18 protein-coding genes and 1 pseudogene are annotated in these 24,760 nt (G+C 70.1%); 7 read left to right on the forward strand and 12 right to left on the reverse strand.

Annotation, left to right across the window (positions count from 1 at the left end):
* Positions 1-51: 51 nt before the first annotated feature.
* Entirely contained in the window at positions 52-1,260 is a 1,209-nt protein-coding gene (locus F7R91_RS22265; RefSeq protein WP_150950846.1) for an acetate kinase, read from the reverse strand.
* The gene (pta, locus tag F7R91_RS22270; protein WP_150950847.1) at positions 1,257-3,347 is read right to left on the reverse strand and encodes a phosphate acetyltransferase; all 2,091 of its coding nucleotides are present in this window, start codon (positions 3,345-3,347) and stop codon (positions 1,257-1,259) included. The genes F7R91_RS22265 and pta overlap by 4 nt, the downstream gene beginning before the upstream one ends.
* A 299-nt stretch (positions 3,348-3,646) precedes the next feature.
* Here pta and F7R91_RS22275 point away from each other — a divergent pair, with 299 nt between their 5' ends.
* Positions 3,647-4,672 (forward strand): ATP-dependent 6-phosphofructokinase, encoded by a 1,026-nt coding sequence (locus F7R91_RS22275; RefSeq protein ID WP_150950848.1) that lies wholly within the window; start codon positions 3,647-3,649, stop codon positions 4,670-4,672.
* Positions 4,673-4,714: 42 nt separating this feature from the next.
* Here the strand turns inward: F7R91_RS22275 and F7R91_RS22280 are convergent, their stop codons facing one another.
* From F7R91_RS22280 to F7R91_RS22305, 6 genes and pseudogenes are all read right to left on the reverse strand, one after another.
* Positions 4,715-5,428, reverse strand: a complete 714-nt coding sequence (locus F7R91_RS22280) for an XRE family transcriptional regulator (protein WP_150950849.1) — start codon at positions 5,426-5,428, stop codon at positions 4,715-4,717.
* 88 nt (positions 5,429-5,516) lie between these two features.
* Complete coding sequence (locus F7R91_RS22285; RefSeq protein ID WP_150950850.1) at positions 5,517-6,374, reverse strand: carbohydrate ABC transporter permease; 858 nt, start codon at positions 6,372-6,374, stop codon at positions 5,517-5,519.
* 13 nt (positions 6,375-6,387) lie between these two features.
* Positions 6,388-7,230: pseudogene (locus tag F7R91_RS22290) on the reverse strand (carbohydrate ABC transporter permease); the annotation flags it as partial.
* Complete coding sequence (locus tag F7R91_RS22295; protein WP_150950851.1) at positions 7,227-8,621, reverse strand: extracellular solute-binding protein; 1,395 nt, start codon at positions 8,619-8,621, stop codon at positions 7,227-7,229. The gene F7R91_RS22295 and the pseudogene F7R91_RS22290, both read right to left, overlap by 4 nt.
* Positions 8,622-8,728: 107 nt before the next feature.
* A complete protein-coding gene (locus tag F7R91_RS22300; protein ID WP_150950852.1) occupies positions 8,729-9,427 on the reverse strand; it encodes a response regulator in 699 nt (232 codons plus the stop codon).
* Positions 9,424-11,436, reverse strand: coding sequence for a sensor histidine kinase (locus tag F7R91_RS22305; RefSeq protein WP_150950853.1), 2,013 nt, complete (start codon positions 11,434-11,436; stop codon positions 9,424-9,426). The genes F7R91_RS22300 and F7R91_RS22305 overlap by 4 nt, the downstream gene beginning before the upstream one ends.
* A gap of 121 nt (positions 11,437-11,557) precedes the next feature.
* On the opposite strand from F7R91_RS22305, the gene F7R91_RS22310 reads away from it, so the two are divergent.
* On the forward strand, positions 11,558-12,967 hold the full coding sequence (locus F7R91_RS22310; protein ID WP_408056055.1) for a cation:dicarboxylate symporter family transporter: 1,410 nt from the start codon (positions 11,558-11,560) through the stop codon (positions 12,965-12,967).
* 164 nt (positions 12,968-13,131) lie between these two features.
* Here F7R91_RS22310 and F7R91_RS22315 read toward each other — a convergent pair whose 3' ends face one another.
* Complete coding sequence (locus tag F7R91_RS22315) at positions 13,132-13,572, reverse strand: MarR family winged helix-turn-helix transcriptional regulator (protein ID WP_150950855.1); 441 nt, start codon at positions 13,570-13,572, stop codon at positions 13,132-13,134.
* An 88-nt stretch (positions 13,573-13,660) separates the two neighbouring features.
* Between F7R91_RS22315 and F7R91_RS22320 the strand changes: the two genes are divergently transcribed.
* From F7R91_RS22320 to F7R91_RS22340, 5 genes are all read left to right on the forward strand, one after another.
* Complete coding sequence (locus tag F7R91_RS22320; RefSeq protein WP_150950856.1) at positions 13,661-14,296, forward strand: maleylpyruvate isomerase family mycothiol-dependent enzyme; 636 nt, start codon at positions 13,661-13,663, stop codon at positions 14,294-14,296.
* 118 nt (positions 14,297-14,414) lie between these two features.
* A complete protein-coding gene (locus F7R91_RS22325; protein ID WP_150950857.1) occupies positions 14,415-15,950 on the forward strand; it encodes an AAA family ATPase in 1,536 nt (511 codons plus the stop codon).
* 52 nt (positions 15,951-16,002) lie between these two features.
* Positions 16,003-16,431, forward strand: a complete 429-nt coding sequence (locus tag F7R91_RS22330) for a MerR family transcriptional regulator (protein ID WP_150950858.1) — start codon at positions 16,003-16,005, stop codon at positions 16,429-16,431.
* 14 nt (positions 16,432-16,445) lie between these two features.
* Positions 16,446-16,760, forward strand: a complete 315-nt coding sequence (locus F7R91_RS22335) for a thioredoxin family protein (protein ID WP_150950878.1) — start codon at positions 16,446-16,448, stop codon at positions 16,758-16,760.
* A 178-nt stretch (positions 16,761-16,938) separates the two neighbouring features.
* Positions 16,939-19,170, forward strand: a complete 2,232-nt coding sequence (locus F7R91_RS22340) for a HelD family protein (RefSeq protein WP_150950879.1) — start codon at positions 16,939-16,941, stop codon at positions 19,168-19,170.
* A gap of 52 nt (positions 19,171-19,222) precedes the next feature.
* Here F7R91_RS22340 and glgB read toward each other — a convergent pair whose 3' ends face one another.
* From glgB to treS, 3 genes are all read right to left on the reverse strand, one after another.
* Complete coding sequence (glgB, locus tag F7R91_RS22345; RefSeq protein WP_150950859.1) at positions 19,223-21,829, reverse strand: 1,4-alpha-glucan branching enzyme; 2,607 nt, start codon at positions 21,827-21,829, stop codon at positions 19,223-19,225.
* A gap of 28 nt (positions 21,830-21,857) precedes the next feature.
* On the reverse strand, positions 21,858-23,246 hold the full coding sequence (locus F7R91_RS22350) for a maltokinase N-terminal cap-like domain-containing protein (RefSeq protein ID WP_150950860.1): 1,389 nt from the start codon (positions 23,244-23,246) through the stop codon (positions 21,858-21,860).
* A 94-nt stretch (positions 23,247-23,340) separates the two neighbouring features.
* The coding region (gene treS / locus F7R91_RS22355; RefSeq protein WP_150950861.1) for a maltose alpha-D-glucosyltransferase at positions 23,341-24,760 on the reverse strand (1,420 nt) is incomplete at its 5' end.

Raw genomic sequence — 24,760 nt, forward strand, 5'->3', positions numbered from 1 at the left:
AAAATACAAATGGGCGGGCAGGCGCTCAGGCGTGTTACTCCCGTGTATTCCTCAGCCGTTCTTTCCCACCAGTGCATACGTCTGTGTGGCGATCTCCAGTTCCTCGTCGGTCGGCACCACGGCCACGGCGACCCGCGCATGCGCGGGCGAGATAAGCCGCGGCTCGTCACCGCGTACGGCGTTCAGCTCGTCGTCCACCAGCAGGCCCAGCCCCTCCAGGCCCGCCACGGCAGCCTCCCGGACCGGCGCCGCGTTCTCGCCGACCCCGGCCGTGAAAGCGATCGCGTCCACCCGGCCGAGTACGGCGTAATAGGCGCCGATGTACTTCTTCAGGCGGTGAATGTAGATGTCGAAGGCGAGTTGCGCCTGTTCGTCACCCTCGTCGACACGTCGGCGGATCTCCCGCATGTCGTTGTCCCCGCACAGACCGATCAGACCGCTCTTCTTGTTGAGAAGAGTGTCGATCTCGTCCGTGGACATTCCGCCAACGCGCTCCAAATGGAAGATGACGGCCGGGTCCATGTCCCCGGAGCGCGTACCCATCACCAGCCCCTCCAAGGGCGTCAGCCCCATGGAGGTGTCCACGCACTTCCCGCCCCGTACGGCGGAGGCGGACGCCCCGTTGCCGAGATGCAGCACGATGACGTTGACGTCCTGCGGCGCCCTGCCGAGCAGCGCGGCGGTCGCCCGGGACACATACGCGTGCGAGGTCCCGTGGAACCCGTACCGCCTGATCCGGTGCTCGTCGGCGGTTCGCACGTCGATCGCGTAGCGCGCGGCCGACTCCGGCATCGTGGTGTGGAACGCGGTGTCGAAGACGGCGACCTGGGGGAGGTCGGGCCGCAGCGCCCGGGCCGTACGGATGCCGGTGAGGTTGGCCGGGTTGTGCAGCGGCGCCACCGGGATCAGCCGTTCGATCTCGGCGAGCACGGCGTCGTCGATCACGGTCGGCTCGGTGAAGCTCTTCCCGCCGTGCACCACCCGGTGCCCGATCGCGAGCAGTGCGGACGAGTCGAGCCCCAGCCCGTCTCTGGACAGCTCCTCCGCGACGGACTTGAGGGCGGCGTCGTGGTCGGCGATCGGACCGAACCGTTCACGGGACTCGCCCGTGGCGAGCAGCGTGTGCTTCACCCGGGAGGTCTGCTCGCCGATCCGCTCGACGATGCCCACCGCCAGCCGACTGCTGTCGCGCATGTCGAGCAGCTGGTACTTCACCGACGAGGAGCCGGAGTTGAGGACGAGGACGCGGGTGCCGCTCACAGGGTAGTTGCCTTCTCGCTGGGGGACTGGGCCTGTATCGCCGTGATGGCGACGGTGTTGACGATGTCCTGGACGAGAGCCCCCCGGGACAGGTCGTTGACCGGCTTGCGCAGACCCTGCAGCACCGGCCCGACGGCGATCGCGCCGGCCGAACGCTGCACGGCCTTGTAGGTGTTGTTGCCGGTGTTGAGGTCGGGGAAGATCAACACGCTTGCCTGGCCGGCGACTTCGGACTCCGGCAGCTTGGTCGCGGCCACGGTCGGCTCGACGGCGGCGTCGTACTGGATCGGCCCCTCGATCTTCAGATCGGGCCGCCGGGAACGGACCAGCTCGGTGGCCTCCCGCACCTTGTCGACGTCGGCGCCCGAGCCGGACGTACCCGTGGAGTACGACAGCATCGCGATCCGCGGCTCCACGCCGAACTGCGCGGCGGTGGCGGCCGACTGGACGGCGATGTCCGCGAGCTGCTCGGCGTTCGGATCCGGGTTGACCGCGCAGTCGCCGTAGACGAGGACCTTGTCGGCGAGGCACATGAAGAACACCGAGGAGACGATGTCCGCGCCCGGCTTGGTCTTGATGATCTCGAAGGCGGGCCGGATGGTGGCGGCCGTCGAGTGCACGGCCCCGGACACCATGCCGTCGGCGAGGCCCTCCTGCACCATCAGCGTGCCGAAGTAGTTCACATCGGAGACCACGTCGTACGCCAGCTCCACCGTGACGCCCCTGTGGGCGCGCAGCTGGGCGTACTGCTCGGCGAAGGGGTCGCGCAGCTCGGAGGTGGCCGGGTCGATCAGCTGGGCGCCGGTGAGGTCGATGCCGAGGTCGGCCGCCTTCTTGCGGATCTGGTCGTCCGGTCCGAGCAGGGTCAGATCACACACGCCGCGACGCAGCAGCACCTCGGCGGCGTGCAGGACGCGCGGCTCGGTGCCCTCGGGGAGGACCACCCGCCGCCGCTCGGAGCGGGCCTGCTCCAGGAGCTTGTGCTCGAACATCATCGGCGTGACGCGGTCGCTGCTCGGCGCGGAGACGCGGCCCAGCAGATCGGCGGTCTCGACGTACCGCTCGAACAGGCCGAGCGCGGTCTCCGCCTTGCGCGGGGTGGCCGCGTTCAACTTCCCCTCCAGGGAGAAGAGTTCGGCGGCGGTGGGGAAGCTGTTGCCGGCCACCGAGAGCACCGGGGTGCCGGGGGCGAGACGGCCCGCGAGAGTGAGGACCTCGTTGCTCGGCACCTCGCCCAGCGTGAGCAGCACCCCGGCTATCGGCGGGGTGCCGGCGCTGTGCGCGGCGAGCGAGCCGACGACGAGGTCGGCGCGGTCGCCCGGGGTGACGACCAGACAGCCCGGTGTCAGAGCGTGCAGGAGGTTCGGCAGCATCGCGCCGCCGAAGACGAAGTCGAGCGCGTCCCGGGCGAGCCCGGAGTCGTCGCCGAGCACCACCTTCGCGCCGAGGGCGTGGGTGATCTGGGCCACGGTGGGGGCGGCGAGGGCGGGCTCGTCGGGCAGGACGTAGCACGGCACGGGCAGGCGGGAGCCGAGCCGCTGGGCGATCTCGTCCCGGTCGGTCCGGGCGACCCGGTTGGTGACCATGGCCAGGACGTCGCAGCCGAGCCCTTCGTAGGCGCGGTAGGCGTTGCGCGTCTCGGCGAGCACGGACTCGGCGTGCTGCCCCCGCCCGCCCACCACCGCGATGACGGACGCGCCGAACTCGTTGGCGAGCCGTGCGTTGAGGGACAGCTCGTCCGGGAGCTGAGTGGCGGCGAAGTCGGTGCCGAGGACGAGGACGACGTCGTAGTCCCGGGTGACGCGATGGAACCGTTCGACGAGCTCGGAGACCAGCTCGTCGGTCCCCTGCTCGGCCTGGAGCGCGGTCGCCTCGGGGTAGTCCATGCCGTAGACGGTCGCCGGGTCCTGTGAGAGGCGGTAGCGGGCGCGCAGCAGTTCGAACAGTCGGTCGGGCCCCTCGTGGACGAGGGGGCGGAAGACACCCACCCGGTCGACCTGGCGGGTGAGGAGCTCCATGACCCCCAGCTCCACGACCTGGCGGCCGTCGCCGCGGTCGATACCGGTCACGTACACGCTGCGCGTCACGCGTGCTCTCCGTTTCGTCTGTCGGGCGGACAAGGCGTCCACCAAGCGGCCATGCGTCCGCCGAGCGGGTCATGCGTCTGTCGGTGGACAGCAGGACTGCGGGGATCACAAAAATCGCCCACCAAGGTGAGCAGAACCCTCTTGACAATACCTCCGCGGCTGGATAAGGCGCCCGTCAGGGCCGGGGTCCGGAAGGGGCGGACCGGGCGCCCGGCGCAAGGGCGACACACCCGCCTTCCGGGACATGAAACAATCGGACCGGCTCACAGGTATCGACAGCGACCAGGAGACACAGCACGATGCGCATCGGAGTTCTCACCGCAGGCGGCGACTGCCCCGGCCTGAACGCCGTGATCCGGTCGGTCGTGCACCGAGCGGTCGACAACTACGGCGACGAGGTCATCGGCTTCGAGGACGGCTACGCGGGTCTGCTGGACGGCCGCTACCTCAGCCTCGATCTGAACGCCGTCAGCGGCATTCTCGCCCGCGGCGGAACGATTCTCGGCTCGTCCCGCCTGGAGCGCGACCGGCTGCGCGAGGCCTGCGAGCGGGCGACCGACATGGTCGCGGACTTCGGTATCGACGCGCTCGTCCCGATCGGCGGGGAGGGCACGCTCACCGCGGCGCGGATGCTGTCCGACGCGGGCCTGCCGGTGGTCGGCGTCCCCAAGACGATCGACAACGACATCTCGTCCACGGACCGGACCTTCGGCTTCGACACGGCGGTCGGCGTCGCCACGGAGGCGATGGACCGGCTGAAGACGACCGCCGAGTCCCACCAGCGGGTGATGGTCGTCGAGGTCATGGGCCGGCACGCGGGCTGGATCGCCCTGGAGTCGGGCATGGCGGCCGGCGCCCACGGCATCTGTCTGCCGGAGCGCCCGTTCGACCCCGGGGACCTGGTCAAGATGGTCGAGGAGCGCTTCTCCCGCGGCAAGAAGTTCGCGGTGGTCTGCGTGGCCGAGGGCGCCCACCCGGCCGAGGGCACCATGGACTACGGCAAGGGCGCGATCGACAAGTTCGGTCACGAGCGCTTCCAGGGCATCGGTACGGCACTGGCGTACGAGCTGGAGCGGCGGCTCGGCAAGGAGGCCAAGCCGGTCATTCTCGGCCACGTCCAGCGCGGCGGCGTACCGACCGCGTACGACAGGGTCCTCGCCACCCGCTTCGGCTGGCACGCGGTGGAGGCCGCGCACCGGGGTGAGTTCGGCCGGATGACGGCCCTGCGCGGCACGGACATCGTGATGGTGCCCCTCGCGGAGGCGGTCACCGAACTCAAGACGGTACCGAAGGACCGGATGGACGAGGCCGAGTCGGTCTTCTAGGGCCTGTTGCCCGTTGCCTGTTGCGGCACCAGGCGGCTGCCGCTATCCCGTGTTGCTCTGGACGGTAGTCCAGAAGTGCTCCACGATCCGGTCGAGGAAGTCGCGGCCGGCCTCGCCCGACGCGCCGGCCGCACCGCCGTCGCCCCAGCTGAGGGTGGCCGTCATCTGCCCCTGATAGTCCTGGTGCAGGCGCTGGAGGGTGTCCTCCAGGAGACGCCGGTCCAGCGGCACCAGTTTGGTGACGGGGCGTATGTACGCCTGCCAGCGCGTCGTCACGGCACCGCGGAGCAGCTCGGCCAGCTTCGCGTTGCGCCCCGTGACGCTGACGAAATCGGGAAGTGAGAGTTCGAGCAGGCCGGCCAGGGTGGCCGACTGGCGCTCGGTGCCGCGCCACTCGTCGTTGTCCTCCATGCGGAGATAGGCGAGGAGTTCGAGGCCGACGGTGCGGGCGACGTCCTCGGGGGCGAGGCCACGGGCGATCCGGTGCTCGCGCAAGGTGCGCGGCCTGCCGATGAGTTCACCGGGGGAACACCACAACACGCCTGCGAGCCCGGTGATCTCGGCGCTGGTCGGGGCGGTGACGCCGCGTTCCCAGGCGATGACGAGGCCGGCGGTGACATGGGGGAGTCCGTACGAGGCGCGCATGCCGTAGGCGACATGCCCGGGTTGCATACCGAGGGCGGTACGCAGTCGGCGGGCGGCGGGGGCGTCGAAGGGGGGAGCGGACTGGTTCGGCAGAGGTGGTGGTCGGCGCACGGCCCACAAAGTAGGCGCGCGCAGGCTCGGTGACTACGGTCTGTTCGGCCAACGTTACGGATCGTAGGAACATACGGCTTTTGTTGTATCACCCCTTGACCGCCCCACCGAGCGCGAAGCCCCCGCCCAGCCGCCGGGCGATCAGCACATACAGCAGGACGACCGGCGTCGAGTAGACGACCGAGAACGCGGCCAGCTGCCCGTAGGCCACCATCCCCCGGTTCCCGAAGAACTCGTTGATGCTCACGCTCGCCGGCATCCGGTCGGGCGTGAGCAGCAGCATGAACGGGACGAAGAAGTTCCCCCACATCATCACGAACGAGAACACCGTCACCACCGCCACCCCCGGTCCCATCAGCGGCAGCACGATCCGCACCAGCGACTGGAGCGACGACGCCCCGTCCGTCCATGCCGCCTCCTCCAGCTCCTTCGGCACGCCGTCCATGAAGTTCTTCATCAGCCAGACGGCGAACGGGAGTTGGGAGGCCGCGAAGAAGAAGATCGTGCCCTGCATCGTGTCGATCAGATCGATCTGCACGAACAGTGCGTACACCGGCACCATGACCGCCGTGATCGGCAGGCTCGTGGCGAAGAGGATCGTCAGCAGGAACGGGCGGTTCAGGCGTGAGCGGAACCGTGACAGCGGATACGCGGCCAGCGCGGCGCACACCACCGTCAGCAGGGTCGCGCCCCCGCACAGGATCAGGCTGTTCAGCAGGGGCGTGAAGGTGATGTCCGGGGTCAGGATCGCGTCGAAGTTGTCCAGGGTGACGCCGTCGGGTGCCTTCACCCTGAGGTCCGCGTCCGGGTCCAGGGACGACAGGACGACCCAGGCCAGCGGCAGCGAGAACGCGGCCGCGACCGCGAGCAGCCCCGCGTCGGCGGCCAGACGGCGGGTCGTACGGCGGGAGGCGAGGGTGGAGGCGAGGGTGAGGGTGCGGGCCATGTCCGTCAGACCTCCGCAGCAGACGCATGTAGACGACCGAGAAGACGGAGCCGACGAGCAGCAGCAACAGCGCGACCGCCGTGCCGTAGCCGATCAGGCTGTTCTGGAAGGCCTGTTCGTACATGAACAGGGGCAGGGTCTGGCTTCTGTCGCCGGGCCCGCCCCTCGTCATCACCCAGATCAGCCCGAACACCGACAGCGTCTGGAGCGTGTTGAGCATGAGGTTCGTGCCGATGGAACGGCGGATCATCGGCAGGGTGATGTGCCACATCCGGCGCCAGCCGCCCGCCCCGTCGACCTCGGCGGCCTCCGTGATCTCCTGGGGGATCTCGTTCAGGGCGGCCGAATAGACCAGCATCGAGAAGGCCGTACCGCGCCACACATTGGCGAAGGACACGGCCAGGATCGGCAGGGTGAAGAGCCAGTTCTGGGAGGGGAGCCGGAGCCAGTCCAGGACGGCGTTCAGGGTGCCCTCGCGGCGGAAGAAGGCGTACAGGAGGAAGCCCGCCACCACCTCCGGCAGGACCCACGCCGCGATCACGATGCCGCCCGTCAGCGTACGGACCGGCTTCGACGCCCGACGCATGAGCGACGCCAGGGCGAGGCCCAGGGTGTTCTGGCCGATCAGCGACGACAGGACCGTGAACACCAGGGTCAGCCATACGGCGTTCAGGAACTCCTCGTCCTGGAACGCCGTACGGAAGTTGTCGAAGCCGACGAAGGACGAGTGGGCCTGACCGGTGAGCTGGAGGTCGGTGAAGGCGATGTAGGCGCAGTAGGCGATCGGGCCGGCGAGGAAGAGGAGCAGGAGGACCAGGGCGGGGAGGACGGGGAGGGCGCGGGCGCGGAGTTTCACTTCTGGATCACTTGGTTGTCGGTGGCCTCCTTGAGCGTGTCGTCGTAGCCGCTCGCCGCTTCCGCCACCGACAGGTCTCCCGTCGTCACGCCCTCCATCGCCTCCTGGATGGCGGTGGAGACCCTCGGGTACACCGGATAGGCGGGCCGGTAGTGCGTGCTGGCCACCAGGTCCGTGAAGAACGTGATGCCGGGCTGCGCCGAGGCGTACGCGGGATCGCTCGCCACGTCCTTGCGGACCGCGATGCCGGAGTTGGCGACGTACCACTTCTGGGCGTTCGCCTTGGTCTGCATCGTCTTGATGAACTCGAACGCCAGGTCCGGGTTGGCGGCCTTCGCGGGGATCGCCCAGGTCCAGCCGCCCGACATGCTCACCCTGCCGGGGGCCTGGCCGTGCTGCGTCGGCATGTACGCCAGGCCCAACTCCTTCGACCAGTCGGGCCATTCATGGCCGCTGCCGGGGAGCCAGTCCTGCGGGAGCCAGGAGCCGTCGAGGCCGATCGCGAGCTTGCCCTTGGGCAGCAGATCGCCGCGGACGATGGTCTGGATGTTGGGGTCGAGGGCGGTGGAGACGTCGGGGCCGAGTTTCTCCTTGTAGACCGTCTCGACGAAGGCGAGGGCGTCCTTGAAGCCCTGGCTGCCGGCGATCCACTTCTTCGAGGGCTCGTCGTACAGGGGGTCCGTGGTGCCGTCGCCCGTGCCGTAGAGCAGCATCTCGAAGCCCTGCATGGTGGCGGCCTCGCCCGCGGGTTTGCCGGTGTACACGTTGAGGGGGGTGACACCGGGGACCTTGCGCTTGACCGCGCGGGCCGCGGCGAGGACGTCGTCCCACTTCTTCGGCTGCCAGTCGGCGGGCAGGCCGGCCTTCTCGAAGATGCCCTGGTCGAACCAGAGTCCGCGGGTGTCGGTGCCGTCCGGGACGCCGTACGTCCTGCCGTCCTGGGCCTTGGCGGCGGCCTTCGCCGTGTCGATGAACCGGTCCCAGTCCCGCCACTTGGCGAGGTAGGAGTCGAGGGGCCTCAAGTACCCGCTGGTGATGTCCGAGTTGATGAGGAAGGTGTCCTCGTAGACCAGGTCGGGGGCGGTCTTCGGGGAGCGGAGCATCTGCTGGAGCTTGGTGTAGTACTCCGAGTCCGGGGCCTTGATCGGGACGAGCTCCACCTTCTTGCCGGGGTTGTTCTTCTCGAACTGCTTCTTGATGCCGGCGAGATGGTCGTCCATGACGTGGATCGAGTTGTCCGTGGACTGTTTGAAGGAGACCTTGACGGTGTCCGGGTCGCTGCCGGATCCGCCGCCGCAGGCTGTGAGGGCCGTGACGGCCAGGGCGGCGGCGGTGAGGGGGGCGGCTAAGGAAGTCGGGCGGGGTCGGGTGGCGGTGGGGCGCACGGGCATGACCTCCTGCGGGCTCACTTCGCTGTGGCCGGGATGGCTGCCGTGTGAAGGTAAGAGGAGTGGTCTAGTCAGGTCAATGCATCTGCAACGGATTGCTCCGGGGAGGCCTACCGGCTCCGTTCCGCCCCGCGGACCCACCGGTACACCAGCTCCGGCCTCCCCACCTGCCCGTACAGCGGCTTCCGCTCGGCTCTGCCGGCCTCGACGAGGTGCTCCAGATAACGCCGGGCGGTGATCCGGGAGATCCCGGTGGTCTCGGCAACCCTCGCCGCGGTCAGCCCCTCCGCACCGTCCCGCAGGGCGATGGTCACCCGCTCCAGCGTCGGCGCGCTCAAGCCCTTCGGCAGCGCGGCCGGCCCCGGGGCGCGGAGGGTCGCCAGGGCGCGGTCGACCTCGTCCTGGCCGCTGGCCTCGCCGACCGCGGCGTGGAACTCCGCGTAGCGGACGAGCCGGTCCCGGAGCGTCGCAAAAGTGAACGGCTTCAGGACGTACTGGACGACGCCCAGCGACACGCCCTCCCGTACGACGGCCAGATCGCGCGCCGAGGTCACGGCGATGACGTCGGCGTGGTGTCCGGCCGCCCGCAGCGAGCGGGCGAGTTGCAGCCCGTGCACATCCGGCAGATGAAGGTCCAGCAACAGCAGATCGACCGCCGTCCGCTCCAGCGCACGGCGGGCCTCCGCCCCGGTGTGCGCCTTGCCGACAGCCACGAACCCCGGCACCCGGCCGACGTACATGACATGCGCGTCGGCGGCGACGGGATCATCCTCGACAACCAGCACGCGGATGGCCTGTGAACTGGTCATACGTCGTCTCCGCCGTCGGTAGGTCCGACCGCCGCACCCTCGTCCGCCGACACGCTCTCGGTGGCCTGTGTCGGGTGGGGGGTCGCGGTCGTCTCTGCCGGGTGCGTGCCTTCGGCGGGCCGCTCCGGACCGGCGCCATCGGCCGCCCGCGCCGAGCCGGCGCCTTCGGCGTGCCCGGGCGAACGGGGGTCCTTGTCCGGCCGATCCGAGCTGGTGCTCTCGGTGGCCTGCGTCGGGTGGGGAATCACGGTCACCCGTGCCGAGTGCGTGTCGTCGGCCGGCCGCCCCGGACCGGAGCCCTCCGGCGAGCGCCCCGGACCTGAGTCCTCCGGCGACCGCCCCGAACCCCCGCCCTCAATCGACCGCCCCGAATCCGCAGGCTCGGACCCGGCTGCCAGCCCACCCCGTTCTCCCAGTGGCAGTCGTGCCTCGAATTCTGCGCCGCCGCCCTCTGCCTCCCTCACCGTCAGGGTGCCGGTGTGGCGGGTTACCGCCTGGCGGACCAGGGCCAGGCCCAGGCCGCGGCCGGCCGGGCCCGACGGCTTTGTGGAGAAGCCGCGTTGGAAGACCGCCTCGGTGTGGGCCGGGTCCACGCCCGTGCCCGTGTCCGATACGCGGAGGACCAGCTCGGCGGCGTCCGTGTTGGTCGAGTATGCCGCCACCGTCACTCGCGCGGACACGCTTCCCTGCGCCGCGTCCACCGCGTTGTCGATCAGGTTGCCGAGGATCGTCACCAGGTCGCGGGCGGGCAGCGTCGACGGCAGGAGACCGTCGTCCAGGCAGCTCTCCTCCGACACCACCAGCTCCACGCCGCGCTCGTTGGCCTGAGCCGTCTTGCCCAGCAGCAGCGCCGCCAGGACGGGCTCGCCGACCGCCGCGACCACCTGGTCCGTCAGCGCCTGCGCCAGCTCCAGTTCGGCGGTCGCGAAGTCCACCGCCTCGTCGGACCGGCCCAGTTCGATCAGCGAGACGACCGTGTGGAGCCGGTTCGCCGCCTCGTGTGCCTGCGAGCGCAGCGCCTGTGTGAAACCTCGCTCGGAATCCAACTCACCCATCATGGACTGGAGTTCGGTGACATCGCGCAAGGTCACCACCGTGCCCCGGTGTTCGCCGCCGGACACCGGCGAGGTATTCACCACCAGCACCCGCTGCGCCGTCAGATGCACCTCGTCGACCCGCGGCTCGGACGCCAGCAGCGCGCCCGTCAGCGGAGCCGGCAGCCCGAGCTCCGCCACCGACCTGCCCACCACGTCCCCGGTCACCCCCAGCAGCTCCTGTCCACCGTCGTTGATCAGCGCCACACGGTACTGCGCGTCCAGCATCAGCAGCCCCTCGCGTACGGCGTGCAGCGCGGCCTCGTGGTAGTCGTGCATACGGCTGAGCTCGGCCGCGTTCATCCCGTGGGTGTGACGCCGCAGACGTGCGTTGATGACGTACGTGCCGACCGCGCCCAGCGCGAGCGCACCGCCCGCGACGCCGAGCAGCGCCGTCACCTGGTCCTGCACCCGCTTGCTGATCGCCTCGACCTTGATCCCCGCGCTGACCAGGCCGACGATGCGTTTGTCCTCGTCCTCGATGGGAGTGACCGCGCGGACCGACGGCCCGAGCGTGCCCGTGTACGTCTCGGTGAAGGACTCCCCCTGCAGCGCCCGGTCGATATGGCCGCGGAAGTGCTTCCCGATCTGGTTCTCGTCCGGGTGGGTCCAGCGGATGCCCTGCGGGTTCATGATCGTGACGAAGTCGACCCCGGTGTCCCGCTGGACCCGCAGCGCGTACGGCTGGAGGGCGGTCGTGGGCCGAGGGGTGCGGATCGCCGCCAGCACGGAGGGGGTGTCCGCGACCGAGCGCGCCACCGCCATTGCCTGGCGGCCGGCTGCCTCCTCGGCCTGGCTGCGGTCGCTGAAGTAGGTGAACAGCGCGTACCCGGCGACGAGGACGGCTATCAGCACGGCCTGCATGGCGAAGAGCTGGCCCGCCAGGCTGCGGGGTCTCGGGACGGGGATGCGCATGCGGTCAGTCTGCCTCCGATGTAGGCGTGAACTAAATGAACGGAAGGGTGACCGCCTTCACACACCGGGAGATAGTCACGGCATTCCCCGATAACCCCCGGACGTGAGCCGCACGCCGGTGATGTCGACGACGTCGTCAAGGAGGGCCCCCGTGACCAGCGCAGCCGACAGGGCACCTGCCGCACCCCCAGCCAAGCGGGACCGCACCCACTACCTCTACATCGCGGTGATCGTCGCGGTGGCCCTCGGCATCGCCGTGGGTCTGGCCGCACCCGACTTCGCGGTGGAGCTCAAGCCCATCGGAACGGGCTTTGTGAACCTCATCAAGATGATGATCTCGCCGATCATCTTCTGCACGATCGTTCTCGGTATCGGCTCGGTCCGCAAGGCCGCCAAGGTCGGTGCCGTCGGCGGTATCGCGCTCGGCTACTTCCTCGCGATGTCGCTGGTGGCGCTCGGTATCGGTCTCGTCGTCGGCAACATCCTGGAGCCCGGTTCGGGCCTCGCGCTCACCGACGCGGTCAAGGACGCCGGTCATGCGCAGGTCGACGCGGAGGCCAAGGACACCACCGAGTTCCTGCTCGGGATCATCCCGACCACGATCGTCTCCGCCTTCACCGAGGGCGAGGTCCTGCAGACCCTGCTGATCGCCGTTCTCGCCGGTTTCGCGCTGCAGGCCATGGGCCCGGCCGGGCAGCCGGTCCTGCGCGGTGTGGAGCACATCCAGCGGCTGGTCTTCCGCATCCTCGCCATGGTGATGTGGGCCGCCCCCATCGGCGCCTTCGGTGCGATCGCCGCGGTCGTCGGCTCGGCGGGCCTGGACGCGCTCAAGAGCCTCGCCGTGCTGATGCTCGGGTTCTATGTCACCTGCTTCCTCTTCGTCTTCATCGTGCTCGCCGCGCTGCTGCGAGTCGTCGCCGGCCTCAACATCCTCACGCTCTTCAAGTACCTGGGCCGTGAGTTCCTGCTGATCCTGTCCACCTCGTCGTCCGAGTCGGCGCTGCCGCGGCTCATCGCGAAGATGGAGCACCTGGGCGTCAGCAAGCCGGTGGTCGGCATCACCGTTCCGACCGGCTACTCCTTCAACCTCGACGGCACCATGATCTACATGACCATGGCCTCGCTGTTCATCGCCGACGCCATGGGTACGCCGATGTCGGTCGGCGAGCAGATCCCGCTGCTGCTCTTCCTGCTGGTCGCCTCCAAGGGCGCGGCCGGTGTCACCGGCGCCGGTCTGGCGACCCTGGCCGGCGGACTCCAGTCCCACAAGCCCGCCCTGGTCGACGGCATCGGCCTGATCGTCGGCATCGACCGCTTCATGAGCGAGGCCCGCGCCCTGACGAACTTCGCCGGCAACGCCGTCGCCACGGTCCTGATCGGCACCTGGACGAAGGAGATCGACCGCGAGCGCGTCGACCAGGTGCTGACCGGACAGCTCCCCTTCGACGAGACGACGCTCCTGGACGAGGACGAGTCCCCCCACGCCGAGATCCCCGAGCAGGGCGGCGAGAAGGAACTCGCCCGGGCCTGACCCCCGGGCCGCCCCCAGAACGCCGGGCGGCTGAGCCTCCCCCGTACCTCAGCCGCCCGGCCACCACACAACGCGACAGTTCCCTACGAGAGGCGGGCACGGCCACGGAGGCCGTGCCCGCCCCTTCGATTTCCTATTCCTTTCCTATGCCTCTCCCCTTGGGGTCACGCCCACGGATCCGTGATCTCCCGCAGCAGTGTCAGCGCCTCGCGCAGCTGGGTCATGCGCCGCTTGCCGAGGTGGGCCTCCCACTCCTTCTCCACCTCGGCGACCACGCCGTCCGCGATCTCCTTGGCCGCCCAGGCCTTCTCCGCGCCGCACACCAGCCGGGCCCGTTTGTCGGTCGGGTCGGGTACCCGCCGTACATAGCTGGCCTTCTCCAGCTGGTCGACCAGGAAGCCTGCCGTCTGCTTGGTGATCTGGGCCTGTTCGGCCAGCTCGGTCAGCCGGGTGCCGTCCGGGCCGATGCGCTGCATGACCCGGGCCTGGGCGGGCGTGAAGTCGTCGAAGCCGGCCTTCGCGAGCGCGGCGAAGACCCGGTTCTCCAGGGCCCGGTACGGGAGGAACAGGAGTACGCCCGTGTTCAGGTCGCTCTCCGCCGCCATGACCGGCCTCCTCGCTGTCCCCTTGACGATGGTCAGAGTCTCTGACTAATTTGGTCAGAGAAGCTTACCACTTGAGTGGGTGATTCCCATGAGCGTCGCCTTGGATGCGGACGAGCGCTGGCAGATCGTCGACCATGAACGGACGAGTCTCGCCGACCTGCTGGAGGGGCTCAGCCCCGAGGAGTGGGAGACACCCACCCGGTGCGGGGACTGGCGGGTGCGGGACGTGGCAGCGCATCTGACCGTCGCGGCCCGCTTCACCCACCGGGCGGTCCTCGGCGAGTTCTTCCGCGCCCGCGGAAGCTTCGACCGGATGATCCACGACTCGGCGGTCCGCGAGGCAGAGCTGCCCGTAGCCGAGATCGTCGCCAACCTGCATTCGATCGTCGGCTCGCGCCGCCTCGCGCCCGGCACCTCGCCCCGCGAGCCGCTCCTCGACATCCTCGTGCACGGCCAGGACATCGCCCTGGCGCTCGGCCGCAGGCGCGGGATGCCCCCGGCGGCGGCCCGCGACGCAGCCGACCGGGTGTGGACGATGCGTGTCCCGCCCCGGCCGTGGCCGCTGCCGAAGGCCAGGCTCGTCGCCACCGACATCGACTGGACGCGGGGGGAGGGGCGGGAGATCCGCGAGCCGATCGGCACTCTCCTGCTGATGCTCACGGGGCGTCCGGAGGCGGCCCGTGAGTGGCGCACACAGGCCGGCCCGGGCAGCCCGCGGGACTGAGCAGGCGGCCCCGGCCGTCCGGGGTGGACCGGCCCCAATTCCTTTGACCCGGCGACCGTTTCGGCACCAGGCTTGAGGGTCACGGTGTGCACAGACGGACCGGCGTACGGAGGCGGGGATGGCGGAGTCCGGCGGGGTCGAGATCGTCAGCTCGGACGAGTACCGGGCCAGGTACGGCGCGGAGCGGGAACCTTCACCTCTGTCGCTGGACCAGGTCAGCGAGCTGTTCAACGAGTTCCTGATGGCCGTCGCCCGTCCGGGCCGCAAGGACGCGGAGGGGCGACGCAACCTCAGCCGGCGGCTGCGCGACCACCTGGGCTCGGATCCCTCCCGGTGGCCGGTCGTCAAGGCCGCCTACCCGCCGTACGACCTGCCCAATGTCCACCTCGCCCTGGAACGCTGGTTCGCCGAGGACGGCCGTACGCACGAGCTGATCGGCATGGTGGGCGCACGCCACCACGGCGACCTCACCCTCGGCGACATCATCGAATCCGCCGACCGTTACGACCGGTTCGTGATCGGCGCCGTCGACTACGCCCATCTGCCGGTCGCCCCGGACGCGGAACTGGCCTGTGTCTCCTGCGGGTTCTACCTCGGCGCGGAGGGCGACGAACGGTTCGCGGTGCTGCTGCGCGGACCCGCCGACGAATACGGCCGCAACAAGGTCGAGATCGAAGTCCTCGCCCGTGAGAAGGAGTTCGCGGACGGGCTGCTCGCCCGGATCGACACCCTCGTGCGCGAGCACAACATCTTCCGCGGACAGGTCCTGTCCTTCGAGGGCTCCGAGTTCGGCCATGGCCTCGGCCCGTTCCGCTTCCACCCGCGGCCCGGACTGACGCGCGAGGACATCGTGCTCCCGGCGGGGCTGCTGGAGCGTGTCGAACGGCAGGTCGTGGGCGTGGCACGGCGCCGCGAACAGCTCCGCGCGGCGGGCCAGCACCTGCGCCGTGGACTGCTTCTGTACGGCCCTCCCGGCACCGGCAAGACCCACACGATCCGCTATCTCCTCTCCCACCTGCCGCAGTTCACGGTCGTGATCCTCGCCGGCACCAGCATTCAGGCCATCGGCCCGGCCTGCGCCCTGGCCCGGATGCTCCAGCCCGCGCTCGTCGTCCTGGAGGACTGCGACCTGATCGCCGAGGCCCGGGACTACGGCGGCGGCGAACAGCCCCTGCTCTTCCAGGTGCTGAACGAGATGGACGGCCTCGGCGACGACGCCGATGTGGCCTTCCTGCTCACCACCAACCGCGCCGACCTGCTGGAACCGGCCCTCGTCCAGCGCCCGGGCCGCGTCGATCTCGCCGTGGAGATTCCGCTGCCGGACGCGGAGGGCCGGGCCCGGCTGCTCGACCTCTACGGCTCCGGCCTCGGCCTCGGCGGGCAGGTCGTGACCGAGGTGGTGGCCCGCACGGAGGGCACGACGGCCTCGTTCACCAAGGAGCTGGTACGACGGGCGGTGCTGATCGCGGCGGAACGCGAGTCGCCCCGCACGGACCCGGCGGACGTCCGCACCGCCCTCGACGAACTCCTCTCCGACCGGGACCGGCTGACGCGGCGGCTGCTGGGGGTGCGGGGCGAGAAGGACGCGCTGAAGGACGACGACGAGGACGACGCGGACGACGCGGACGACGAGGGCGACGAGGGCGACTTCTAGAACCCCGGAGCTTGTTGCCTTGACGTCGGCGTCAAGGCGTACGTTCGTCCGCATGCGTATCGGTGAGCTGGCCGCGCGGGCCGGGACCACGACACGGACCCTGCGGTACTACGAGTCGCGGGGGCTGCTGCCCGCGCGCCGGGGCGAGAACGGGTACCGGACGTACGACGAGGACGACCTGAAACTGCTGCGGCAGATCAGGACGCTCCAGGACTTCGGATTCGACCTGGAGGAGACCCGGCCGTTCGTGGAGTGCCTGCGGGCCGGGCACCCGGAGGGCGACGCATGTCCCGCCTCGCTCGCGGTCTACCGGCGCAAGCTGGACGAACTCGACGCGCTGATCGGCGAGTTGCAGCGAGTGCGGGCACAGGTCGGCGCCCAGCTGACGAGGGCCGAGCGAACACGGGACGAGCTGGCGGCCGAGGCGGAGGCTCCGGGTGGTCCGGAGCCGGCGTGCGAACTGGGAGGGGTTCCCGAGTGATCAGGGCGAGGGGCGTGGCCGAGGTGACGGACGCGGATTTCGCGGCGGAGGTGATCGGGGCGGATCTGCCGGTGCTGGTGGAGTTCACCGCCGACTGGTGCCCCCCGTGCCGGCAGATGGGGCCGGTGCTCAGCGCGCTGGCCGCGGAGGAGGGGGACCGGCTGAAGGTGGTCCAGCTGGATGTGGACACCAATCCGACGACGACCAACGCGTACAAGGTGCTGTCGATGCCGACCTTCATGGTCTTCCGCGGCGGTGAGCCCGTGAGGTCGATGGTGGGGGCCCGCCCGAAGCGGCGGCTGCTGGAGGAGCTGTCCGACGTGCTCTGACCTCGCGGTGTGTGCCGTCATGCAAAGAAATCCCCCGGGACAATTGCGCCCGGGGGATTTCTTTGCGTATATTCAATGGTTCGCGACTTCACGGGAATTGAGTCGCAATGAAGTTCAGTGAGCACAGTATATCCGGGCGGGAGTGGAATTGTCAAACACCGACTTTCCAGACAGTGAATTGCAGCGCGAGCAGGAATTCATCGACGGCCTGTACGCGCGCGTGGACGCCCTGCGCGGTGCCACCGAGACCTCCGTCACGGACGCGCTCGCCCAGGGGAACACACCCATGCAGGCCCGCCTGGAACGCGACATCCTGGTCGCCGAGCGGTCGGGGCTGCTCGCCGCGCTGAACGCGGTGGACGGCTCGCTCTGCTTCGGCCGGATCGACCTCACCTCGGGCGTCAGCCACCACATCGGCCGTATCGGCCTGCGCATCGACGACGCCGAGCACACACCGATCCTCATCGACTGGCGGGCCGATGTCGCCCGGCCCTTCTACCTGGCCACCGGCCACACCCCGATGGGCTTGCGCCGCCGGCGGCATCTCACCACCGAGGGCCGCCGGGTCACCGCCCTGCACGACGAGATCCTCGACCTCGGCGACGCCACCAGGACCGGCTTCGAGGACCCGTCGGGCGATGCCGTGCTGCTCGCCGCGCTCAACTCCGCGCGCACCGGCCGTATGAGCGACATCGTGCAGACCATCCAGGCCGAGCAGGACGAGATCATCCGGGCCCCCTACCGCGGCGTGCTGGTGGTCGAGGGCGGCCCGGGCACCGGCAAGACCGCCGTCGCGCTGCACCGGGCGGCCTACCTGCTGTACGAGCACCGGGAACTGCTCGCCAAGCGGGCGGTCCTGATCGTCGGCCCGAACCCCGCCTTCCTCGGCTACATCGGCGAGGTGCTGCCCTCGCTCGGCGAGACGGGCGTGCTCCTCGCCACGGTCGGCGAGCTGTTCCCCGGCGTGAAGGCGACGGCCACGGACACTCCGGAGGCGGCCGCCGTGAAGGGCCGCGCCGATATGGCCGACGTCCTGGCAGCGGTCGTACGGGACCGGCAGGCGCTCCCCGACCCGGTGATCGCGATCGAGCACGACCGCGAGATCCTCATGCTCGACGACGGTCTGGTGAACGTCGCGCGGGAGAGCACCCGCGCCGCGAAGCTGCCGCACAACGCGGCCCGCGAGCACTTCGAGGGCCACATCCTCAACACGCTCACCGACATGGTCGCCGAACGCATCGGCACCGACCCGTACGACGGCACCAACCTCCTCGACGCGAGCGACATCACCCAGATCCGCGACGAGCTCGCCGAGAACCCCGAAGTCTGGTCCGCCATCGACCGGTTGTGGCCGCGGCTGGCCCCGCAGCGCCTGGTCGCCGACTTCCTCGCCGACCCCGGGGGCTACGTCGGCGACGAGGACGCGCGCGCGATCCGGCGCCCGGTGACCCGGGCGTGGACCGTGGCGGACGTACCGCTGCTGGACGAGGCGGCGGAGCTGCTGGGCGAGGACGACCGGGTGGCGCGGGCCCGCGCGGAACGGGAGCGGGAGACCCAAGTGGCCTACGCGCAGGGCGTGCTCGACGTGTCCTACGCCTCCCGGACGTACGAGTTCGACGACAAGGAGGACAGTGATCCCGATGCCTCGGAGATCCTCTCCGCGCACGACATCATCGACGCCGAACGGTTCGCCGAGCGCCACGAGGAGGACGACCACCGCAGCGCCGCCGAACGCGCGGCCGCCGACCGCACCTGGGCGTTCGGGCACATCATCGTCGACGAGGCGCAGGAGCTGTCCCCGATGGCCTGGCGGCTGCTCATGCGGCGCAGCCCGACCCGCTCGATGACCCTGGTCGGCGACCCCGCGCAGACCGCGGAGGCGGCGGGCGTCGGCGCCTGGGCGGACATCCTCCGGCCCTATGTCGAGGACCGCTGGGAGCACACCCGGCTCGGCGTCAACTACCGCACCCCGGCCGAGATCATGGATGTGGCGGCGGCGGTGGTCCGCGCGGAGCATCCCGGGTTCGAGCCGCCGAGTTCGGTGCGGTCGACGGGTGTACGGCCCTGGGTACGCGCCACCGACGACCTGCCCGGGGCGGTGGCCAAGGCGGTCGAGGAGCTGACCCCGGCGGAGGGGCGGCTCGCGGTGATCGCCCCGCGCGAACTGCACCGGCGGCTGGCCGCCGGACTGGACGGGGTGACGGCGGGTGCCGAGCCGGATCTGACCCGTAGGGTCGTCCTGCTCGACCCCCGCCAGGCGAAGGGGCTGGAGTTCGACTCCGTTCTGGTGGTGGAGCCCGGGCGGTACGGCACGAGTGATCTCTACGTGGCGCTGACTCGGGCCACTCAAAGGCTGGGGGTGCTGTATACGGGTTCGTTGCCGGGGGCGTTGGCGCAAGCGTGCCGGTGATGTCGTGACCGCCCCCCGGGGGGGGCCGCCCCCGGACCCCCGGCCTATGCCGTTATGCCGGCCGCAGCCACACCGTCGCCAGGGGTGGCAGGGTCAGGCGGATGCTGGCCGGGCGGCCGTGCCAGCCCTGGGGTTCCGGTTTGAGCGGGTCGGGGTGGACGACGTCGCCGCCGCCGTAGCGGGCGGCGTCGGTGTTGAGCGCTTCGTGCCAGGCGGGAACGGAGTCGGGGACGCCCAGACGGTAGTCGTGACGGACGACCGGGGAGAAGTTCGAGACGGCCAGCAGCGGGCTGCCCTCGGCGTCGAAGCGCAGGAACGCGAAGACGTTGTCCTCCACGGCGTCCCCCACCACCCACTGGAAGCCGGAGGGGTCTATGTCGCGCTCCCACAGGGCCGGAGTGTGGCGGTAGACGGTGTTGAGGTCGCGGACCAGGTCCCTGACCCCGCGGTGGTCGGCCTCCGCGCCGTACGCGGGGTCGAGGAGCCACCAGTCGGGGCCATGGGCCTCGGACCACTCGGCGCCCTGGGCGAACTCCTGCCCCATGAAGAGGAGTTGCTTGCCGGGGTGGGCCCACATGAACCCCAGGTACGCGCGATGGTTGGCGCGCTGCTGCCACCAGTCGCCGGGCATCTTCGACACCAGTGAGCGTTTGCCGTGGACGACCTCGTCGTGGGAGATCGGCAGCACGTAGTTCTCGCTGTACGCGTACACCATCGAGAACGTCATCTCGTGGTGGTGGTACTTGCGGTGCACCGGCTCATGGCTCACATAGCCGAGGGAGTCGTGCATCCAGCCCATGTTCCACTTCAGCCCGAAGCCGAGCCCGCCGAAACCTCCCGGGCCCATGTGGTGGGTGGCGCGCGTGACGCCGTCCCACGCCGTGGACTCCTCGGCGATCGTCACGACACCCGGCACCCGGCGGTACACGGTGGCGTTCATCTCCTGGAGGAACGCCACCGCGTCCAGGTTCTCCCGGCCGCCGTGCACGTTCGGCACCCACTGGCCCGGCTCGCGCGAGTAGTCGAGATAGAGCATCGAGGCGACGGCATCCACCCGCAGGCCGTCGATATGGAACTCCTCGCACCAGTAAATGGCGTTGGCGACAAGGAAGTTGCGCACCTCGCGGCGGCCGAAGTCGAACTCCAGGGTGCCCCAGTCGGGGTGGGCGGCACGCAAGGGGTCCTCGTGCTCGTACAGCGGACGGCCGTCGAACTCGGCGAGCGCCCAGTCGTCCTTCGGGAAGTGGGCCGGCACCCAGTCCATGATCACGCCGATGCCGGCCTGGTGGAGGGCGTCGACCAGGTACCGGAAGTCGTCGGGGGTGCCGAGGCGGGCGGTCGGGGCGTAGAAGCCGGTGACCTGGTAGCCCCAGGAGCCGCCGAAGGGGTGCTCGGCGACCGGCATCAGTTCGACGTGGGTGAAGCCGAGGTCCTTCACATACGCGGGCAGCTGCTCGGCCAGTTGACGATACGTCAGACCTGGGCGCCAGGACAGCAGATGGACCTCGTAGACCGAGAAGGGAGCCTCGTGCGCCGGGGCCTGGGCGCGGCGGGCCAGCCACTCCGCGTCGCCCCACTCGTGGTACGAGGCCGTCACGACGGACGAGGTGGCGGGCGGGGCCTCCGTGCGCCGGGCCAGCGGATCGGCGCGCAGCGTCCGCGAACCGTCGGGCCGGGTGATCTCGAACTTGTACAGCTCGCCCTCGCCGATCCCGGGCACGAACAGCTCCCAGACACCGGAGGAGCCGAGCGAGCGCATCGCGAACGCCGACCCGTCCCAGAAGTTGAAGGTGCCGGCCACGCGCACCCCGCGCGCGTTCGGCGCCCACACGGTGAAACGGGTGCCCGCCACGCCCTGGTGGGTCATCGGCTCCGCACCGAGCACCGTCCACAGCTGCTCGTGCCGGCCCTCGCCGATCAGATGCAGATCAAGCTCGCCGAGCGAGGGCAGGAAACGGTACGCGTCCTCGGTGTCCTGGACCGTCCCCTCGTACCCCACCCGAAGCCGGTACGCGGGGACGTCCGACATGGGCAGCAGACCAGAGAAGAAGCCCTCCCCGTCGTCGTGCAGCTCGGCCCGCAGGTTCCCGGCGACGAGGGTGACGGACAGCGCGTAGGGCCGGAAGACCCGGAAGGCCACCCCGCCGGGGACCGGGTGGGCACCGAGCACCCCGTGCGGGTCGTGGTGCGTGCCGGAGAGCAGCCGCTCCCGGTCACCGGCGTCGACGGCGGGGGAGACGGCGAGGGGCGCGGGGGCGGGCGCGGGCGCCTGAGGTGAGGCCTTCTCCGCAGCCGGGCCGGCCTTCTCGGCGACGGCCTTCTTTGCCGCGCTCTGCCTCACGGCCTGCTGCACCGCGGACTTCTTGGCCACGGCCTTCTTCGCGACGGCTTTCTTGGCAGCGGGCTTCTTCGCCGTGGCCTTCTCGGCCGCGGCCTTCTTCGCCGCCGGTTTCTTGCTTGCCGGCTTCTTCGCCGCCGGTTTCTGCGCGGTCAGCGGCTCCGCTGCGTTTGCCACCGCCTTCGCCACCGCCTTCTTCGCGGCCTTCTTCGCTGCCGGCTTCGCCGCTTTCTTCTTCGCGGCCGCCTCCGGCTGCACGACGCTCTTCTCCTCGTCCGGATTCTGCGGGTCCGGACCGGTGGACGGGGGACGCGGGGTCACGGGCGGTGCCTCCTGGGCGAGGGTGAGATCAGGACGGGTCGGATGAGGCGAGACGGCGCACGGCGGACAGCGGCACCGGGAGCCAGTCGGGGCGATGCCGGGCCTCGTAGAGGACCTCGTAGACCGCCTTGTCCGTTTCGTAGGCGCGCAGCAGCACGGGGTCGGTGCGCGGATCGTGGCCGGAGACCTCCGCGTACCCCGAGCAGTACGCGTCCCGGCAGGTCTCCGCCCAGCCCGGCACGGGCACATCGGCCGAGTGCTCCGCGTAGTCGAAGGAGCGGAGCATCCCGGCGATGTCCCGCGCCGGCGGCTGAGGCATCCGGCGCTCGGCCAACGGCTTGGACGGCTCGCCCTCGAAGTCGATCAGCGACCACTGCCCGGCGGGTGAGCGCAGGCACTGGCCGAGATGGAGGTCGCCGTGGATGCGCTGTGCGGTCCAGGTGCGGCCCTCGGCGGCCAGGTCGGCCACCGCGGTGAAGGCGGAGTGCAGCCCCGGTGCGTACGGCCGCAGGGCGGGCACCGCCTGTGCCGCGGCGTCGAGGCGCTCGATCATGCCGTCGACCAGCAGCTGCACCTGGGTGTGACCGAGGGTGACGGTGGGCAGGGCCCGTGCGAGCGCCGTGTGCACCTCGGCGGTGGCGCGGCCGAGCTCCCGCGTCTCGGCGCCGAAGTCCTGGCCCTTGGCCAGCTCGCGCAGGGCCAGCTCCCAGCCGTCGTCCGCGCCCTGCACAAAGGGCTGCAGCACGCCGAGCGCGTACGACTCCCCGGCCAGCTCCGCCCGCAGCCATCCCGTCGGCGCGGGCACCCGGGGGCAGCCCTCACGGGCCAGCGCCAGCGGCAGTTCCAGGTCGGGATTGATGCCGGGCACGATCCGGCGGAAAAGCTTCAGGATGAACGTGTCTCCGTAGACGACCGACGAATTCGACTGCTCGGCGGTCACCACCCGCGGCACGAGTCCTTCGCGGATCTCCTGACGCGGGTCCCTTTCGAAGCGCAGCCCGCCGATCCGGGCGCGGCTGCGCAGCGCCTCCAGGAGCAGGTGGGCGGCCCGGGCGTCGTACAGGGCGTCGTACACCGTGCGTCCGGCGAGCGGCCCCTGATCCACATGGCCGATGAGCGCGGGCGCGAGCCGGGGCGGCAGCGCCTCGCGCTCGCCTATCAGGAGCTGGTAGCAGTCTCCGGGGTGGGGGGCGGCGCCGAGCGTGCTCGGCTGATGGGCGCGGACCAGCAGATGGTGCAGGGCGAGCTGCCCGCCGGACGGCATCAGCTCGGTGGCCGTGACCAGCGAGAACCCGGTGACGGGACGTCCCTTGCCCGCGAACCAGCGCTGCCGCGGCAGCCACTCGCGCAGCAGTGGATCCAGTGAGGCAAGGAGGCCGGGACTTGTCGTGGCGGTGCGGGTGACTGCTTCCGACATGGCGTCGCGTCCTTTCCCCGGGTGGTCGGGGTGCTACTGATGCGTGCCCCGGGCAGGGCGGGGGAAACCGCCCCACCCCGGGTTCGACGGGGTGTTATGCGCCCTCTCTGCGGAGCCGGAACCAGTAGAAGCCGTGCCCTGCGAGGGTCAGCAAGTACGGCAGCTCTCCGATGGCCGGGAATCGGACCCCGCCGAAGAGCTCGACCGGGTGCCGGCCGTTGAACGTCCTGAGATCCAGCTCCGTCGGCTGCGCGAACCGGGAGAAGTTGTTCACGCAGAGGACGAGATCGTCCTCGTACTCGCGCAGGAACGCGATCACCGCCGGGTTGGAGGACTGGAGTTCCGTGTACGAGCCGAGGCCGAAGGCGGGGTTCTGCTTGCGGATCTCGATCATGCGGCGGGTCCAGTGCAGCAGCGACGAGGGCGAGGACATGGACGCCTCGACGTTGGTGACCTGGTAGCCGTAGACCGGGTCCATGATCGTCGGCAGATACAGCCGGCCCGGGTCACTGGAGGAGAAGCCCGCGTTGCGGTCGGGGGTCCACTGCATCGGGGTGCGCACCGCGTCGCGGTCGCCGAGCCAGATGTTGTCGCCCATGCCGATCTCGTCGCCGTAGTAGAGGATCGGCGAGCCGGGCAGGGACAGCAGCAGCGCGGTGAACAGCTCGATCTGGTTGCGGTCGTTGTCCAGCAGCGGGGCGAGGCGGCGGCGGATGCCGATGTTGGCGCGCATGCGGGGGTCCTTGGCGTACTCGGCCCACATGTAGTCGCGTTCCTCGTCGGTGACCATCTCCAGGGTCAGCTCGTCGTGGTTGCGCAGGAAGATGCCCCACTGGCAGCTGGAGGGGATCGCCGGGGTCTTCGCCAGGATCTCGGAGACCGGGTAGCGGGACTCGCGGCGCACCGCCATGAAGATCCGGGGCATGACCGGGAAGTGGAAGGCCATGTGGCACTCGTCGCCGCCGCTCTGGTAGTCGCCGAAGTAGTCGACGACGTCCTCCGGCCACTGGTTCGCCTCCGCCAGCAGCACCGTGTCCGGGTAGTGGGCGTCGATCTCCTTCCGCACCCGCTTGAGGAACTCATGGGTTGCCGGAAGGTTTTCGCAGTTGGTTCCCTCGCGCTGGTACAGGTACGGCACGGCGTCCAGCCGGAAGCCGTCGATGCCCAGGTCCAGCCAGAACCGCAGCGCGGAGATGATCTCCTCCTGAACGGCCGGATTCTCGTAGTTGAGATCCGGCTGGTGGGCGAAGAAACGGTGCCAGAAGTACTGCTTGCGGACCGGGTCGAAGGTCCAGTTGGAGGCCTCCGTGTCGACGAAGATGATCCGGGCGTCCTGGAACTGTTTGTCGTCGTCCGCCCACACGTAGTAGTCGCCGTACGGCCCGTCCGGGTCCCTCCTCGACTCCTGGAACCACGGGTGCTGGTCGCTGGTGTGGTTCATGACGAAGTCGATGATCACGCGCATGCCGCGCTGGTGGGCGGCGTCCACGAACTCCACGAAGTCGGCCAGGTCG

Origin of the sequence: Streptomyces luteolifulvus, from assembly GCF_008806595.1 — a bacterium.
Lineage (GTDB): Bacteria > Actinomycetota > Actinomycetes > Streptomycetales > Streptomycetaceae > Streptomyces > Streptomyces luteolifulvus.

Coding starts and splice junctions, on each gene's coding strand:
- F7R91_RS22305 (WP_150950853.1), bottom strand. CDS start 11,436: ATGCGCATCCCCGTCCCGAGACCCCGCAGCCTGGCGGGCCAGCTCTTC.
- F7R91_RS22285 (WP_150950850.1), bottom strand. CDS start 6,374: ATGGCCCGCACCCTCACCCTCGCCTCCACCCTCGCCTCCCGCCGTACG.
- F7R91_RS22275 (WP_150950848.1), top strand. CDS start 3,647: ATGCGCATCGGAGTTCTCACCGCAGGCGGCGACTGCCCCGGCCTGAAC.
- F7R91_RS22330 (WP_150950858.1), top strand. CDS start 16,003: ATGCGTATCGGTGAGCTGGCCGCGCGGGCCGGGACCACGACACGGACC.
- F7R91_RS22310 (WP_408056055.1), top strand. CDS start 11,558: ATGTCGACGACGTCGTCAAGGAGGGCCCCCGTGACCAGCGCAGCCGAC.
- F7R91_RS22295 (WP_150950851.1), bottom strand. CDS start 8,621: ATGCCCGTGCGCCCCACCGCCACCCGACCCCGCCCGACTTCCTTAGCC.
- F7R91_RS22350 (WP_150950860.1), bottom strand. CDS start 23,246: ATGTCGGAAGCAGTCACCCGCACCGCCACGACAAGTCCCGGCCTCCTT.
- F7R91_RS22300 (WP_150950852.1), bottom strand. CDS start 9,427: ATGACCAGTTCACAGGCCATCCGCGTGCTGGTTGTCGAGGATGATCCC.
- F7R91_RS22325 (WP_150950857.1), top strand. CDS start 14,415: ATGGCGGAGTCCGGCGGGGTCGAGATCGTCAGCTCGGACGAGTACCGG.
- F7R91_RS22320 (WP_150950856.1), top strand. CDS start 13,661: ATGAGCGTCGCCTTGGATGCGGACGAGCGCTGGCAGATCGTCGACCAT.
- F7R91_RS22315 (WP_150950855.1), bottom strand. CDS start 13,572: ATGGCGGCGGAGAGCGACCTGAACACGGGCGTACTCCTGTTCCTCCCG.